Annotated in this window: 14 protein-coding genes; 6 read left to right on the top strand and 8 right to left on the bottom strand. The window is 62.0% G+C overall.

What is annotated here, in order from left to right:
• From D0T11_RS14830 to D0T11_RS14800, 7 genes are all read right to left on the bottom strand, one after another.
• Positions 1 to 719: immunity 53 family protein (locus D0T11_RS14830; protein ID WP_119656583.1), on the bottom strand; the 719-nt coding region annotated here is incomplete at its 3' end.
• A 12-nt stretch (positions 720 to 731) separates the two neighbouring features.
• Positions 732 to 1,628: an alpha/beta hydrolase gene (locus D0T11_RS14825; RefSeq protein ID WP_182888426.1), complete on the bottom strand. Its 897-nt coding sequence runs from the start codon at positions 1,626 to 1,628 to the stop codon at positions 732 to 734.
• 44 nt (positions 1,629 to 1,672) lie between these two features.
• A complete protein-coding gene (locus D0T11_RS14820) occupies positions 1,673 to 2,686 on the bottom strand; it encodes a pseudouridine synthase (protein ID WP_245990898.1) in 1,014 nt (337 codons plus the stop codon).
• Between the two features lie 99 nt (positions 2,687 to 2,785).
• Positions 2,786 to 3,181 carry a hypothetical protein gene (locus tag D0T11_RS14815; RefSeq protein WP_119656576.1) on the bottom strand — a complete coding sequence of 132 codons (396 nt, stop codon included), beginning with the start codon at positions 3,179 to 3,181 and terminating at the stop codon, positions 2,786 to 2,788.
• A 251-nt stretch (positions 3,182 to 3,432) separates the two neighbouring features.
• A complete protein-coding gene (locus D0T11_RS14810) occupies positions 3,433 to 5,505 on the bottom strand; it encodes a VWA domain-containing protein (protein ID WP_245990895.1) in 2,073 nt (690 codons plus the stop codon).
• Between the two features lie 183 nt (positions 5,506 to 5,688).
• A complete protein-coding gene (locus D0T11_RS14805) occupies positions 5,689 to 6,372 on the bottom strand; it encodes a YiiX family permuted papain-like enzyme (protein ID WP_245990894.1) in 684 nt (227 codons plus the stop codon).
• A gap of 137 nt (positions 6,373 to 6,509) precedes the next feature.
• On the bottom strand, positions 6,510 to 8,153 hold the full coding sequence (locus D0T11_RS14800) for a DEAD/DEAH box helicase (protein ID WP_245990900.1): 1,644 nt from the start codon (positions 8,151 to 8,153) through the stop codon (positions 6,510 to 6,512).
• A gap of 294 nt (positions 8,154 to 8,447) precedes the next feature.
• Between D0T11_RS14800 and D0T11_RS14795 the strand changes: the two genes are divergently transcribed.
• On the top strand, positions 8,448 to 9,563 hold the full coding sequence (locus tag D0T11_RS14795) for a porin (RefSeq protein ID WP_119656574.1): 1,116 nt from the start codon (positions 8,448 to 8,450) through the stop codon (positions 9,561 to 9,563).
• 71 nt (positions 9,564 to 9,634) lie between these two features.
• Here the strand turns inward: D0T11_RS14795 and D0T11_RS14790 are convergent, their stop codons facing one another.
• On the bottom strand, positions 9,635 to 10,666 hold the full coding sequence (locus D0T11_RS14790; protein WP_119656573.1) for a Gfo/Idh/MocA family oxidoreductase: 1,032 nt from the start codon (positions 10,664 to 10,666) through the stop codon (positions 9,635 to 9,637).
• A gap of 92 nt (positions 10,667 to 10,758) precedes the next feature.
• On the opposite strand from D0T11_RS14790, the gene D0T11_RS14785 reads away from it, so the two are divergent.
• From D0T11_RS14785 to D0T11_RS14765, 5 genes are all read left to right on the top strand, one after another.
• On the top strand, positions 10,759 to 11,499 hold the full coding sequence (locus tag D0T11_RS14785; protein WP_119656572.1) for a class I SAM-dependent methyltransferase: 741 nt from the start codon (positions 10,759 to 10,761) through the stop codon (positions 11,497 to 11,499).
• An 80-nt stretch (positions 11,500 to 11,579) separates the two neighbouring features.
• Entirely contained in the window at positions 11,580 to 12,080 is a 501-nt protein-coding gene (locus D0T11_RS14780) for a sterol desaturase family protein (protein ID WP_119656571.1), read from the top strand.
• A 30-nt stretch (positions 12,081 to 12,110) separates the two neighbouring features.
• The gene (locus D0T11_RS14775) at positions 12,111 to 13,031 is read left to right on the top strand and encodes a MerR family transcriptional regulator (protein WP_119656570.1); all 921 of its coding nucleotides are present in this window, start codon (positions 12,111 to 12,113) and stop codon (positions 13,029 to 13,031) included.
• Positions 13,032 to 13,287: 256 nt separating this feature from the next.
• Positions 13,288 to 13,803 carry a sigma-70 family RNA polymerase sigma factor gene (locus tag D0T11_RS14770; RefSeq protein ID WP_119656569.1) on the top strand — a complete coding sequence of 172 codons (516 nt, stop codon included), beginning with the start codon at positions 13,288 to 13,290 and terminating at the stop codon, positions 13,801 to 13,803.
• 255 nt (positions 13,804 to 14,058) lie between these two features.
• A complete protein-coding gene (locus D0T11_RS14765) occupies positions 14,059 to 15,528 on the top strand; it encodes a phytoene desaturase family protein (protein WP_119656568.1) in 1,470 nt (489 codons plus the stop codon).
• The last annotated feature ends 138 nt before the right edge of the window (positions 15,529 to 15,666 follow it).

Genomic DNA, 15,666 nt, shown 5'->3' with positions numbered 1-15,666 from the left:
TCAGCAGCGCGCACAAGGCAATGACCAAAATATCGACCAACTGGTGCTTTTTGCTCCGCTCTAAACGGAAGTCGGGCATATCGGCGAAAAACGTGTTCCAATCCATGACCCAAAGATCGGAAAACCCGTTTTTTGATGCGTTTAACCTGTTCAAAGAAAGAAGGGTCTACCAAATCGCCCGCCTTGTGCTGTGTCTTTAGTGTTGAAAGTGAATCAGAAGCGTTCAGGTTATCAAGTAGTACTTCCGCATCATAGCAGCTCCACTGGTAAGACTGCACCTGTCGACTGTCTTCGGTCGACACAATTTGCACTGTTGACTCTGAAACCATCCGGGCTTTGGCTTTAAGCCAAAGCTTGTTCTCGTAGCCCGTAATCGGAAGATTGACTTCTATTCTACAATCAGGGTCAATATTATTAGGCAAATAGGTTTCGAGAAAGTGTTGCAAAATCTCAGTCAAGTTCTCAGGACCGCCAACGCCTTCGTATCTACCTTCTTCTACCTTAAAACCAAACCAATCAGTAGTAGTTCGTTCTTGCAGAGAGTAAGGTATTTGTCTCTCTATCAGACAAGTGCCAACCAAATTAATAGTTACAATCCAACCCGGGTTATCGAGAGTTTGTACAGAAATGCCGTGCCAAATAGACAAGCCAAAAGAGTGCTCCCAATCACCATTACAGTTTATCGTGTACCAGCGCTGAATTCGTTGTAGCAGGTCCATAAGCAGAAAAGTTTAACGCGAATACTGATTTGTAAACCCTGCCACTGTGCGCTGCCATAGCGCCTCATGTTTCCACCAGTACGGCTCGTGGCCGGAGCCGGGGAAATCCTGGCGCTGTTTGGGGCCGGCCAGGGCAGCGAAGATGGCGTCGGTTTCGGCGCGGGTTACGCGGGAGTCGGCGGTGCCCCACAGGAGCAGGGTGGGCGTGGGGGTGCGGGCCGCGTAGGCCGTGGCGTCGAGGTCGAAGGCCTGGAAGTGGTTGGCCACGCCGCCCCAGAACACCAGCAGGTTGGCCAGCGGGAAAGCCGGGACGTGCATGGAGCGGAAGCGGCTTTGCGCGGTGGCCAGCATCGAGCCGTAGGGGCATTCCAGCACGTTGGCGGTGGGGCGCACGCCCAATTCGGACTCGGCCCGCAACGTGGCCACCGCGCCCATCGAGTTGGCGTAGATAACCACCGGTCCCGGGCGTTTTTGCAGCCAGCGCGTCACGGCGGCTACGTCGGCGGCTTCGTGGTGGCCCACGGTGCACTGGTAGCCCGCGGAGCCGCCGTTACCGGCAAAATCGGTGAGCAGCACGTTGTAGCCGAGGCGGCGGAAGTAGCCTGCCTCAGTCAGCAGGTGGCTTTTGGAGCTGGTGTAACCGTGAAACAGGGCCACCGTGCCCCGGGCTCGCGGCACCGCGCCATACCAGCTGGCCAGCCGCCCGTTGGGGCCGGGTAGCTGCACAGTGGCGTACGGGAACGTGGGCAAGGTGTGGTTGCGGGACTTGGGCGTGCGTACGCCGGTAGCCAGCAGCCACAGCTTCTGGGGCAGGGTCAGGCGCTCGGGGCTATCGGCTCTTTGACCGTTTTCGGCAACAAAGTGGGTGAAGCGCCAGGCGTGGAAAAAGGCCACGACGTTCAGCAGCACAAAGGCCAGCGCTACGGCCAATAGCCCCCGCCGCCGCCACAACACTAACCGCGCCGCTTGGGCCCGCCGCCCGCTGTACCGGGCTTGCTGCCGGGTTTGCCGCCGGTTGGCTTCGTGCCGAAGGTTTTCCCATTGCCCCCTCCGCCGCCAGGTCTGGCGCCGGCCGGCCGGCTACCAGCCGATTTCCCCCCGGCAGATTTGCTGCCCGCGGATTTCCCTGGCGTATCGGCCCGGCTGCTGGCTGGTTTGAATCCCGCAGGCTTAGGGCCGCCAGCAGGCCGGCCAGGTTTGCTACCGGCTGGTCTGGTGCCTGCCGGCTTGGTATCTGCCGACTTGGTGCCGGGGGCCGTGAAGCCGCCCCGGTTGCCGCCGCTTTTCTTGCCACCGGGCGGAATGCCGCCGGGCCAGTATTCGGAGCTTTTGGGCGTTTTGAAGGTGCCGGCGGCCGTCGTCTGGGCGGCCATGTCCTCGGTGAGCACCTGCACCTCGCGGGCGCTCAGCTCCCGCCACTGGCCGGGCTGGAGGTCGGCCAGCTCCAGGTCGGCAATGGCGGCGCGCACCAGGCGCAGGGTGGGGTAGCCCACGGCGGCCGTCATCTTGCGCACCTGCCGGTTCATGCCCTGGGAAATGCGAATCTGAATCCAGCTGGTGGGAATGGCCGCCCGGAAGCGTACCGGCTTGCTGCGCTCCCACAAATCAGGGGCTTCGGTGAGCAGCTCCACCTCGGCGGCGGAAGTATAGCCGGTTTTCAGGTCGACGCCCCGGCGCAGGTTCTCCAGGGCCTCGGGCGTGGGCTCGCCCTCTACCTGCACCCAGTACGTTTTGGGTACCTTAAACCGGGGCTCGGAGAGGCGGTGCTGAAGCTGCTTGTCGTCGGTGAGCAGCACGAGGCCCTCCGAGTCGTAATCGAGCCGCCCTACGGGGTAGATGTTGGGTACGTCCACAAAGTCTTTGAGCGTTTGCCGGCCGGTTTCGTCGGTAAACTGGGTCAGGACTTCGTAGGGCTTGTTGAGCAGAATGTAGCGCATGGCGGGGGCAGGAGGAAAACGACTTGTCATTCCGACGAAGGAGGAACCTGAGTCCGGCAATTGCGCGAATAGTATCGCATAATTGCACTCAGGTTCCTCCTTCGTCGGAATGACAGGCCAAAGGTACGCTTACTTGGCCAGCCGGCGGCGGCGCACGCTTTCGGCAATCAGCAGGCGTACCTCGCCGGTGGGGCTGACCACATACTCGCCACTGTCGCGGATCAGAATGCCGTCGGGGGTCTGGTCGCGGTAGTCGTGGTAGATAAGCAGACCAATGCGGGCCGTGTCGGCGGGCGTGGGTGCGGGCGGGGCGGGCAGGTCGTTGATTTCGGCCATCTGGGCCAGGTAGCCCAGGGAGTCGCGCAGGGTATAGGGCTGGCTGCGGAACTTACCGGGGAAGTAGTGGCTGGCATTGGAGGCGCGGTTGCGCACGAAGTCCTGCACGGCCAGCTCGGCCTTTCTCTCGGTTGATTTCGCGCAGCCGGTGGCGAAAAGCACGGCCGCGAGCAGGGGGAGGTATTTCATGGGGAAGTTTAAAAACAAAACGTCAGGCGGAGGCGGAACGGCGGCCACTGCTGCAACGGGACCGGTCAGGCGGAGTGTAGCCATAGCGCTCTACTGATTTGTCCCACCTGGTAAGATTACCACGGCGGTAGGGATTCTTCGACTACGCCCCCGGCTTCGCTCAACATGACGTTCCTTCTACCGGCAACCGGCAACCGGCAACCGGCAACCGGCAACCGGCAACCGGCAACCGGCAACCGGCAACCGGCAACTCACACGCCACCGGAGTATTTGCGGGTGGCCCATTCCACGGTCATCAGGGCCAGGAGCAGGAAAAACAGCCATTTCAGGTTGATCAGGTCCTTCAACTCCTCCTGTTCGTAGATGACGGGCTTGTAGCCGGCGCGGGCAATATCCTGGGCCAGCTGGTCGAGCTGGGGCGGGAAGTAGAGGCGCTGGCCGCTGCGGCGGGCCAACTGGGCCAGCAGGTTATGGTCGGCCCGGCTTTGCAGGGCTTCGAGCTCCTGCTCCTGCACCAGCACCTCGCCCCGGTCCTGCTGAAGCTGGCCGCCGAGGGTGGCGCGGGCCTCGTAGCGGTAGAGGCCGGCCGGCAGTTGGCCCAGGTGCACGGGCGCGCCATCGGGGGTGGGGGCGAAGGTGAAGGAGCGGGTTTTCTGCTGCTCGTCGGTGAGCGTGAGCGTGACGGGTGCGCCGTACACGCGCTCAAAAATGGCATTGTAGGTTTCGGCTCCGAAGGTCACATCGTCGGGGGTGTTGAACGCGTCCTGGGTCGGGTACACGTCGAGGCGCTTGCGGTTGGCGTTCTGGGTGAGCAACTGGAGCGTGCGCAGCACCAGCCGGTCGTAGGCCTCGGGCCGGTCGTCGTGCTCCACGGCTTCCTGGAGGCGCCACTGCCAGCTGCCATCGGTGAGCAGGGTGGCCTGGCGCTGGGCCGGCGACCAGCCGAATACGAGCAGTGGTTTCTGGGTTTTCACCCGCCCCACTTGCTGCCAGAGCGCGGCTTCGGCCCCGTCGTTCAGGCGGGCCTCCCCGAAGGGCACCGGGGCGGGCGGGTAGGCGGCAAAGCGGCGCAGGGCGTCATCTTCAAACGTAAACCGACTAAACGCCGGGTTGGGCACCGGCGTCACGTCGTCGGTCTGGGAGCCGCGGGGCGTTACGGTGAGGCCCGCCCCCAGGCGGTTGTAGGCCCCAAAGTCCGACTGCGGCCCGAGCACGTAGAGGGCCGGGGCGCGGCGGGCTGTCACCTGCGCCAGTACCTCGCTGCCCAGCCCGCTGCGGGCCGGCAGCTGGTGCAGGATGGCCACGTCGAAATCCTGATTTTTGAGCGGGCTGATGCCGGGCAGGTAAGTAATGAGGTCGAAGTTGTCGTTTTGCCGGATGGCGGCGCGCAGGGCCTTGAGGKCGGGGKGGGGGGCGGCGGCGGCCAGCAGTACCCGCAGCTTGCCCTTCACCACGTCGAGGTAGGCGAATTTCTGGTTATTGAGCCGGGTGAATTCGCCGGGCAGCGGTGCAGCCACTACCTCGTAGCGGCGCTTACCGGTGCCGGTGGCAGTTACCAGAAATGTGGTTTTGGTGCGCCGCTGGCCGGCCGGCAGCGCTACCCGCCTGGTTTGCAGCACCCGGCCCTTTTCGCGCAGCTGCACAGTGGCCGTGGTGCCGGCTGCAAAGCCGGCATAGGCCAGCTCGACTTCAATCGGGAACTGGTTGCCGCTGAACGCGACGCGGTTGTAAGTGAGGGCAGGCAGGCTCAGGTCCTTTTTGGGGATGGTATCGCCCACGCCCACAGCGTAAATCGGGAAGCGGTACTCGGCGAATTGCGGGGCCTGGCCCTGGTTCACGAGGCCATCGGAGAGCAGCACCACGCCCGCCAGGTTGCGGCCCTGAAACGTTTCGCCGATGCCGGCCAGCAGCCCGTCGAGGTCGGTGGCCGGAGCCCCGAACCGCACCGAATCGGGCCGGGCGGCGCGACTGGCGGCCAGCGTGCGGGTTTCCACCTCGAAGCCCTGGCCGCGCAGGGTAGCCGCCAGGCGCGTGAGGCCGGCCGTGGCCTCAGTGAGCACGGCGGGGGGCGTGAACAGCTCCACCGACCGCGAATCATCCAGGGCCAATACTACAGTAGGCTTTTCGGTAGTGGTGGTTGTCGATTTGAGGAAAGGCGAGAGCAGCAGAAAGCACAGGAAGCTCACCACCGCCAGGCGCACGGCCGCCAGCGCGTAGTTTACCGCCCGGCTCCAGGGGGCTTGGGCCGAGTAGAGCAGGGCCGCGTAGCCCGCGCCCACCAGCAGGCACAGCCCAATAAACCAGGGGGAAGCAGATAAAATCAAAAGCCGATACAGTCAGTGGAAACCCAGCAACCCCGTTACTACGCGGTTGGTTGCGCGAAGGTACGTAACCCCACCCCAACCCCTCCGGGATAGGGGCTAACGCCGCGCACTGCCGGGCTCACCTCCGCTCCTCGTTGATGTTTTGCGTGCTGACCTTTTCTCATCAGCCAAATAACTCTCAGCTCACTCTACCGTCACCAGTTCCGCGCTTTCCAGCATCCGCACCGGCGAAATGACCAGCTCATTCAGGGGGAGCTTACGGCCGTACCGCTCGCGCATTTTGGCCTGTACGGCGGGGTGGGAAAGGTCGAATTCGCGCAGGTGCTGGAGCTTCCCGATTTGGCGACCCGTTGCCTGCCGGTACATTTTCCAGAGCAGCTCGGAGCAGTAAATTCGCTCATCCGACCAACCAAAATACAGGTCGTACGACTTGCCCCGGTATTGCTCGCCGGCAGCTTGCAACTGCCGTAGCACGGGCGGCGTGAGCACGGTTTCGGCGTCGTGCAGGCGCTTCACCACGAACTGGCCGCCCTGGCCCCGGGCCACCCAGGCAGCCAGGGAGGTTTCGCTTACCGGCTGCACGGCCTCGAATACGCACCATTGGCCTTGTTTCTGAAACAGGATGCCGCAGTGACTGTACGCCGAGTGCGTGGCCAGCTGAATGGCCTGGCTCTGGGCCGACTGGGAAGTCTGGAAGATCAGGTCCCCGTTGCGCAGGCGGGTTTCAATGGACTGAGTGGCAACGGATGCCTGGTGAAGTTTCTCCCGGCGCGCCACGGCCTTCTTCAACCGGGTGAGAGGATGGTAAACGCGCCCCAGCCCATAAGCCAGCAACACCAGCATCAAGGCGGCTACAATCCATTTCATACGTGGTAGTAAAAGGTGAATTCCGGCAGACGGCCCAGCACCAGCCGCGTAAGGTATAGATGCAAAAGAGCCCCCGCTAAAAAAAAAAATAACGGGGACTCTTTTGTAGTCGGTTTCAGGGTAGATAACTGGCAGCGCTACTCTCCACTGGTGCCCGCGGGGCCCTCAGCCGCCGGAGTTTCGCCTTCGGGGCGGGGGCCACGGTTGTTGCGGTTGCGGCCGCCGCGCTTGCGGCGGCGCTGTTCACCCTCACCAGCGGCATTGCCTTCGGACCCTGCAATGTGGGCGCCGGGCGCATCGTCGGGCAGGGGCAGGCGGGCCGCTCGGCGGGGCCGCTCGGTGGTGGGCTCTCCGTTGCCGGGGGGCGTTACCTCGCCTTCGGGTCGGGGCAGGCGCGGGGCACGGCGCGGCCGGTTGGGGTCGTGCTCACGGGGTTCGCGGGCGGGGCGCTCGTAGGGCTGGGCCGGGGCCAGGCCAGCATCGAGGGCTGCCAGGTTGGCTTGGGCCCGGGCAATGCGGGCCTGCTGGTCGGCGTCGGGCTTGTCGCCGCGCCGGTCGGGGCGGTTGCCGCCGCCGCCGCCGTCGCGCCCGCCACCACCGGAACGACCACCCCCGCCGCTGCCACCGGAACGGCCGCGCTCGGGCCGGCCGCCGATTTTACCGCTCAGGCCGCTGAAGCGTTTGGGGTCGAACTCGGGCGCTTCGCCCAGGCCCAGGCTTTCGGTGATGTTCTGCTTCTCGACTTCACGCTCGATGAGCTTCTCAATCTTGAGCACCCGGTCCTGGTCCTGGTCGGCAATGAACGTAACGGCCGTGCCCTTGGTGGCGGCCCGGGCCGTGCGCCCGATGCGGTGAACGTAGTCCTCGGCGGCGCGCGGGATGTCGTAGTTCACCACGTGGCTCAGCGAGTCAATATCAATACCCCGGCTCAGCACGTCGGTGGCCACCAGAATTGGGAACGACTTGTTCTTGAAGTCGCGCATAATCTGCTCCCGCTCCTCCTGGGTGCGGTCGGAGCTGATGCCCTGGGCCACGTAACCCAGCTTGTTGATGGCCCGCACAATGCCGCTCACGGCCGCTTTCTGGCTCGTGAAGAGCACCATGCTCTGCACGTCCTGGGTTTTGATGATGTGTTCGAGCAAATAAATTTTCTGGCGGTCGAAGGCCATGTAGAACTGCTGGTCGATGCCGGCGGCGGGCTTGCTCACGGCCAGGCGGATTTCCTCGGGGTCCTGCAAAATCTGCTTCGAGAAGTCGCGGATTTTGCTGGGCATGGTGGCCGAGAACAGCAACGTCTGGCGCTCCTTGGGCAGCTGGCGCACGATGCCCATAATGTCATCGGCAAAGCCCATGTCCATCATCTTGTCGGCCTCATCGAGCACCAGGTACTTGAGGTCCTCAAACTTCACATAGCCCATTTGCATGTGGGCAATCAGGCGGCCGGGTGTGGCCACGATAATGTCGGCTCCGGAGGTGAGGGCGCGTTTCTGCTGCTCCCAACCCTCGCTTTTGCCGCCCCCGTAAATGGCAATCGAGCTGGCTTCCACGAAGTAGCCGAAGCCCGTCACCTGTTCATCAATCTGGGTGGCCAGCTCGCGGGTGGGCACCAGCACCAGCGTGGAGGTGGTACCGTGCTTGGCGTGCGAAATCTTATCGAGCAACGGCAGCAGGTAGGCGGCAGTTTTGCCGGTGCCGGTCTGGGCGCAGGCAATCAGGTCTTTGCCGTCGAGGATTTTAGGAATGGCCTGCTCCTGAATGGGGGTGGCCTGCTGGTAGTTCATGGCATCGATGCCGGCCAGCAAATCGTCGTGGAGGTTGAATTCGTGAAACGTCAAGGTTCAGCTTAGGATAGAGGATGAAAAAAGGCTGACCTGTCGTTTCTGGGCCAGCAAACCGCTTTTGTGCTTCGTTAACAAAGATAGGGGATTGAGGGCGGAACCGGCCCGGACTACGCCGACGGGTCCGGGCGGGCCGGGCGGGGCGGCTTTCGGGGCGGTTTGCCTACTTTGGCGGCCGGATTGAGGGCCTCCGTCCGCTGGCTGCCCGCCCGAACGCCTTCTCTGCCGCGCCACTTTATGAAGCACTTCGCCTCCCTGCTCACTACCGCCACGCTGGCTTTGCTGGCTTCGGTGGCCGCTTTCGCCCAAACTGCTTCCCCCACCGACTCGGCCGCCGCGCCCGCCAATCCGCTGACGGTGTACGGCTTTATCGATGGCTACTACGGCTACGACTTCAAGCACGCTGCCACCAACGAGCGGCCCAACTTCATCTTCTCCCACAACCGCCAGAACGAGTTTACCATCAACCAGGCGCTGGTGGGCCTGCGCTACGACAACGGGCAGGTGCGGGGCGAGGTGGGCCTGCACGCCGGCACCTACCCCTCGGCCAACTACGCCCCCGAAGACCCGATTATCCGCAATATCTACCAGGCCTATGCCGGCTTCCGCCCTTTCCGCAAGGCCTGGCTTGATGTGGGTGTGTTCAGCTCCCACATCGGCATCGAGTCGGCCCTGAGCAAGAACAACTGGACGCTGACCCGCTCGCTGGCCGCCGAGGGCTCGCCCTACTACGAGGCCGGCGCCAAGCTCACCTACGAGGCCGCGCCCACGCTCACGCTCACAGCCCTGGTGCTCAACGGCTGGCAGAACATCCGTGAAAACAACCAAGCCAAGGCCCTGGGCACCCAGCTTCAGTGGCAGGCCACCCCCCAGCTGCTGATAAATTCCAGCACGTTTTACGGCAACGAGCAGCCCACGGGCCTGGTGCGCCGCCGCCGCTACTTCCACGATTTTTATGCCCGCTACGCCGCCACCAGCCGCCTGAGCCTGGCGCTGGTGTTCGATGTGGGCAAGCAGGACCGGCCCGAGCCGGGGGCCAGGGCCGATACCTGGTATACCGGCACGGCCCTGGCCCGTTACCAGTTGGCCGAAAAGTGGCGCATCGGGGGGCGGCTCGAATACTTCAGCGCCGACCACGGCGTGGCCATCCTCAACGCCACGCCCACCCTCACCGACCCCGATTTCAAGGTCCGGGCCGGCTCGCTCACCCTCGACTACCTGCCCACTACCAACGTGGCCGTGCGCCTGGAAGGCCGCCTGTTCAACTCCGGCCGCGACTTTCTCACCGACCGCAACGGCCGGCCCACCAAGTCCTATGGCAACCTGACCAGCAGCATCGCCCTCTCGTTCTGAGCACCAGCCCAAACACCAGTTCACCAGTCTGAGCAGCTGCCAGCGTTTCCGTGGCCTGCCTGCACCGCGCTTTAAAACTGCTTGGGGGCAGCCCGTTGCAGAATTTCGAGCTGCCAGCGCAGTTGCTCGGGCTGCACCGGGAAAGGCTGGCCGAGACGAATGGTCTGGTACACGGCCTCGAACAGGGCGGTATAGTTGCCCGGGGGGGCTGGCCGCGACGTGGTAGTGAACCGGCCCGGCTCCCTGGCCAGCGTGAGCGTGCCGGCTGCGTTGGCGGGCTCCCGGCCATAATCGGCCGCGGTGGGCAGCCGGCCCTGGCCAAGTTGGGTTTCCTGCACGTCGGCGCGGCTTTTCTGGAACGAGCCGTGCGTGCCGTGCAGCACGTAGGCCGGCACCGGCGCGGCCGTGAGCAGGCTGCCGGTCACAAACACGTTCAGCCCCTGGGGATACTGCAAATGGACGTGGAAGTAGTCGTCGACCCGTGAAGTGGGGCGGTGGCTGGCCCGGGTGAGCCGGCTAAGCGCGGGCCGGCCGAACAGGCTCAGGGCCTGATCGAGCACGTGCGAACCCAGGTCGAAGCTCAGGCCGTTGCCCGGCGTAGCGGGGTCTTCCTTGAACGTTTTGGGGTTGAGCGCGACCTTGTACCGGTCGAAGCGGAAATGCACTTCCGTCAGCCGGCCCAGCTGCCCGCTTTCCACTACCTGGCGCACCAGCTGAAAATCGGAATCCCAGCGCCGGTTCTGGTAGCCCAGCACGTGCCGCTGCTGCTGCCGGGCCAGCGCCAGCAGTTCGTCCAGCTCGGCCACGGTAGCGGCTACCGGCTTCTCAAGCAGCACATGCTTGCCGGCCTGTAGTGCCTGCCGGGCTAACTCAAAATGCGTGTCGTTGGGCGTGTTGATGACGACCAGCTCCAGGGTTTCATCGGCCAGCAGCTCGCTCACGGCCCCGTAGCTGATGATTTCAGGATAAGAAGCGGCGGCCGTTTTGCGGCTGCGCTCCACTACGGCCCGTAGGGCAAAGCCCGGGTGGGTGGTCAGAAAAGGCGCGTGAAACACGCGGCCCGACATGCCATAGGCCAATACGCCGGTTTGAATGGGAGGCATAGGTTCGTTCTTCGTTACTTGTTGCTCGTCGCTCGGGAAGTAATGGGAGGTTCTGTTACGAACAACGAGTAACAAGTAACGAAAAACAACCTATGCTTGACCGATTCTCCGCCCAGGCCCGTCTGTACGCCCGTTACCGCATCAACTACCCACCTGCGCTCTATAGCTGGCTGCTGGCGCGGGTAGCGGGCCGCACGCGGGCCTGGGACTGCGCCACCGGCAACGGCCAGGTGGCAGCGGTGCTGGCCGGGCACTTCGGGCAGGTCGACGCCACCGACATCAGCGCTGCTCAGTTGGCCCAGGCCCCTGTTTTGGCCAACGTCCACTACCAAGTCAGCCGGGCCGAAACCACACCTTTCCCGGCGGCCGGCTTCGACCTGATAACCGTGGCCCAGGCCGTGCACTGGTTCGAGGCCGATGCGTTCCACCAGGAAGCCCACCGCGTGCTGCGCCCCGGCGGCGCGCTGGCCGAATGGGGCTACTCGTTCTGCCACACGGAGGGCGCGGCCGTCAACCGGGTTCTCCACCAGTTTCACGATCAGACTTCGGCCCCGTACTGGGATGCGAACCGGCAGCATATAAACGAGGAGTACGCCCGCCTTTCCTTCCCCTTCGCCAACGTGCAGTTGTTCCGATTCGAGGTCAGCCGCCAGTGGCGGGCAACCGATATGCTGGGGTATCTGCGCTCCTGGTCGGCTACGGCCAACTACGCCCGCCAGCACCACGGTGCCGACCTGGTGGCGCTGGTAGAAGAGGAGCTGCGGGCGTTGTGGGGGCCGGGCAAGCGGATGGTGCGGTTTCCGGTTTTCGGCCGCTTTGGCGTAGCGGCTTAGCGCCGCCCGCCGGATTTTTTCTACCTTTCTCCCGCACGCCCTTTTTTAAACTTCTCACTTTTCCGCTGGTTAGCTTACCTATGACGACGCTGGCAGCCGTAGCCGTAGCCGCGGCTACTTTCTTCGGGATGGAATTCGTAGCCTGGTTCATGCACCGCTTCGTGCTGCACGGACCACTCTGGTTTCTGCACCGCTCCCACCACGTGCGCCACCCGCACCGCTTCGAGCGCAACGACTTCTTTTTCCTGTTCTACGGAGCTTTGTCGATGCTGCTGATTGTGTACGGCTCTGCTACGCACGATTTCCGGTTCTGGATGGGCGTGGGCATTGCTACCTACGGTACGCTATACTTTTTTGTGCACGATGTGCTCATTCATGGCCGCCTGCGCTTCTGGCGCAAATCCCGCAACACCTACCTGCGGGCCCTGAACATGGCCCATAAAATGCACCATAAAACCACCGGCCGCGACGGCAGCGAAGAATTTGGCCTGCTGTGGGTATCTCCGCGCTACTTCCTGCTGGCTCTGCGCCGACCCGCGCCCACGCGCACGCTCCGACCCGGCCCGAAAGCGGCTTCCTGAATCTACACCAGCGCATTAAGTACAACTATTGTGGGACATTTTTCTATCAGCGACCTGGAGCAGCTTTCCGGTATCAAAGCGCATACTATCCGCATCTGGGAGCAGCGCTACGGTATTCTGCAACCGGTGCGCACGGCTACCAACATCCGCACCTACTGCGAGGATGACCTGCGTCGCCTGCTCAACGTGGCCACGCTCTGTGGTCAGGGCTACCGGATTTCCCAGATTGCCAAGCTCAGCGAACAGGAGCTTGCCAGCACCGTTATTTCCTGCAACGAGAGCAACCACAACTACTGCCAGCATGTGAACGGGCTGCTGGCTGCTATGCTCGAAATGAATGAGTGCCAACTGGTGCACCTGCTCAATCAGGCCATCGCCCGCAATGGTTTCGAAGAAGCCATTCTGCGCGTGGCTTACCCGTTTCTGCAACGCATCGGCGTGATGTGGCAGGCCGGTACCGTAAACCCAGCTCAGGAACATCTGGTAACTAACCTGCTCCGGCAAAAACTGATGGCGGCCACCGATTCGCTGCCACCCGTGACGCCGGCCACGGCCCGGCGCTGGGTGCTGTTTCTGCCCGAGCGGGAAATGCACGAGCTGGCTCTGCTGTTCATGAACTACGTGCTGCGTGCCCGAGGGCAGCACGTTTTGTATCTGGGGCAGAACCTGCCGGTCATGGAACTGGCAGCCGTATGCGCCACCTACCGGCCCCATGCCGCCCTCACCGTTATGACCGCCGTGCCGGAGCGCGACGAGGTACAGGGCTTCGTGAATCAGCTCAGCGAGCTATGCCCCGATATTGCCCTGTATTTATATGGCCCGCTGGCCCAACTGGCATTCGATCTGCCTCCCAATGCCACTCGCCTGGCCTTGATTACTGACTTTATAGCCCTGGCAGATGCCACGGCCACGCCTTGCTCGCTACGGAAGACCAACGTAAAACAAGCATAAGCTGTTCATCATAAGGTATGTATCTGCCCGGCCGCATGGAGGTAATCCAGCGAGCCGGGCAGTTGCGTAGATGAAAAGCCCGGCCCGAAAAACCAGGCAGCTAAAGTGGGGCGCGAGGGATAAAGAAAAAAACCGGCAACGGAGCCAGATTTGAACACAATTCTGGGTATAAGCAAAATAATTTGATGTTGCAACGTACTAATCTGAGTTAGGCTCGTATATTTGTTTAACTTTTTGCCACGAAAAGCTAAACAGTATGACCTCTTTGGAATTCACCGACCAAGTACAGAAGATTTCTTACTCGCTAAAGCCCGTGGCGATGAACCTGACGCGCGATGCTGACGATGCCAAAGATCTGGTACAGGAAACTTTGCTCAAAGCCATGCTGAACAAGGACAAGTTCAAAGCGGGCACCAATCTGAAGGCCTGGTTGTACACCATCATGCGCAACACCTTCATCAACAACTACAACAAGATAACGAAGCGTAACAGCAACATCGATAGCACCGAGTACTTTCAGTACTTTAATACCGATGAAAATTACATTACGCACAACGGAGCCAGCTCCGATTTCGTAGTAACGGACATTAACGCCGCCATTGCCGGTCTTTCGGCCGACTACCGCACGCCGTTCATGATGTACTACATCGGTTACAAGTACCTGGAAATTGCGGAAAAGCTGCAAATTCCGATTGGAACCGTGAAAAACCGCATTCACATCGCCCGTAAGGAACTCAAGCAGGCGTTGAAGACATACGCCCCCGGCGTGTAGGGAATAGGGAGAGAGTACAGACCCGCCCCGGGCGTATCGCGGGCCGCGGACTACGTTTCGCCTTCGGGCGGCGTGGTTTGCGGCTCGTTTGTTTGCAGCAGTGCTGGTGAGGGCCGGGTCTGGCGCAGTATGCAGCCGGGCAGCCAAAACCTATGGCGTACTGGCGGGTATGTACGGAGCAAGCTGGCCGCAAAGCCGCAAATAGGCATATTTGTAGGCGGCCAAGCTGTCTGATTCGCGTAATTCGTTTCGTTTGTGAGCAAACATATCATTGTAATCGGGGCCGGCTTTGCGGGCCTTTCGGCCGCTACCACGCTGGCCCAACGCGGCTGCCGCGTAACGCTGCTGGAAAAAAACGAGGGTCCGGGTGGCCGGGCGCGGCTGTTCCGGGCCGAGGGGTTCACCTTCGACATGGGGCCGAGCTGGTATTGGATGCCCGACATATTTGAGCAGTACTTCGCCCGCTTCGGTAAGAAGGTGGCCGACTACTACGATTTGGTGCGGCTGGATCCTTCTTATCAGGTGATTTTCAAGGGGCCTGAAGCTGTGGATATTCCGGCGGCCATGAGCGAGCTGCGGGCCTTGTTCGAGCGGTTTGAGCCGGGCAGCGGGGCGCGCCTCGACGAGTTTCTGCGCCAGGCCGCTTACAAGTACAAGGTGGGCATCGGTAAGTTCGTGCACATGCCCGGCCGCTCCCTGCTAGAATTTGCCGACCCCCACCTGCTTATAGATGCGCTCCGGCTCGATTTGCTCCAGAGCATGCACCAGCACGTGCGCAAATTCTTCAAAGACCCGCGGTTGCTGGAACTGGTGGAATTTCCGATCCTCTTCCTGGGGGCCACGTCCGAGAATACGCCGGCCCTGTACTCACTCATGAACTACGCCGACCTCGCCCTGGGCACCTGGTACCCGATGGGCGGGATGCACAAAATTGTGGCAGGCATGGTGGCCCTGGCCCGGGAGCAGGGCGTGCAAATCGAGTACAACGTGCCCGTAGAGCAGATTATGGTGGAAAAGGGCCGCACCACCGGCGTGCAGACCGCTGCCGGATTCCGCGCCGCCGATGCCGTTATTGCCGGGGCCGATTACCACCACGCCGAGCAGCACCTGCTCGCCCCCGAGTGGCGCACCTACTCCGAGGCCTACTGGGATAAGCGCACCATGGCCCCGTCGTCGCTGCTGTTTTACCTGGGCGTGAACAAGCGCCTGCCCAATCTGCGCCACCACAATCTGTTCTTCGATGAAGACTTTGGCCGGCATGCCCAGGAAATCTACGAGAATCCGCAGTGGCCCAGCCGCCCACTGTTTTACGTGTCGGCACCTTCCCAGACCGATGCTTCGGTAGCTCCGGAAGGGTGCGAAAACGTGTTCCTGCTGATTCCAGTGGCCCCGAACCTGCCCGACCCCGAAGAAACCCGGGAGCACTATTACCACCTTATTATGGAGCGCCTGGAGCGGCACTGCGGCACCAGCATCCGCGACGCGGTGGTGTTCAAGCGCAGCTACGCCCACCAGGAGTTCAGGGACGACTACCACAGCTACAAGGGCAACGCCTATGGTCTGGCCAACACCCTGCGCCAGACGGCCATCCTCAAACCCTCGCTTAAGAGCAAAAAGGTGAGTAACCTGTACTTTACCGGTCAGCTTACCGTGCCCGGTCCCGGCGTTCCGCCCTCCCTCATCTCAGGCCAGGTGGTAGCCGGGGAAATCTTAAAAGAATTATGAATTATGAATTATGAATTATGAATTATGAATTATGAATATGTTCCTTAGAAACCTGCTTACGCTGAATTACGAGTTAGGAAGCCTGAATGAGCTGTTCGGATGGCTGAACGGCATTCATACTCCATAATTTATAGTTCA

It is taken from the genome of Hymenobacter rubripertinctus (genome assembly GCF_003583925.1).
Lineage (GTDB): Bacteria > Bacteroidota > Bacteroidia > Cytophagales > Hymenobacteraceae > Hymenobacter > Hymenobacter rubripertinctus.
Note: the sequence above shows the minus strand (reverse complement) of the source record. Positions and strands in the feature narration are given on the sequence as shown.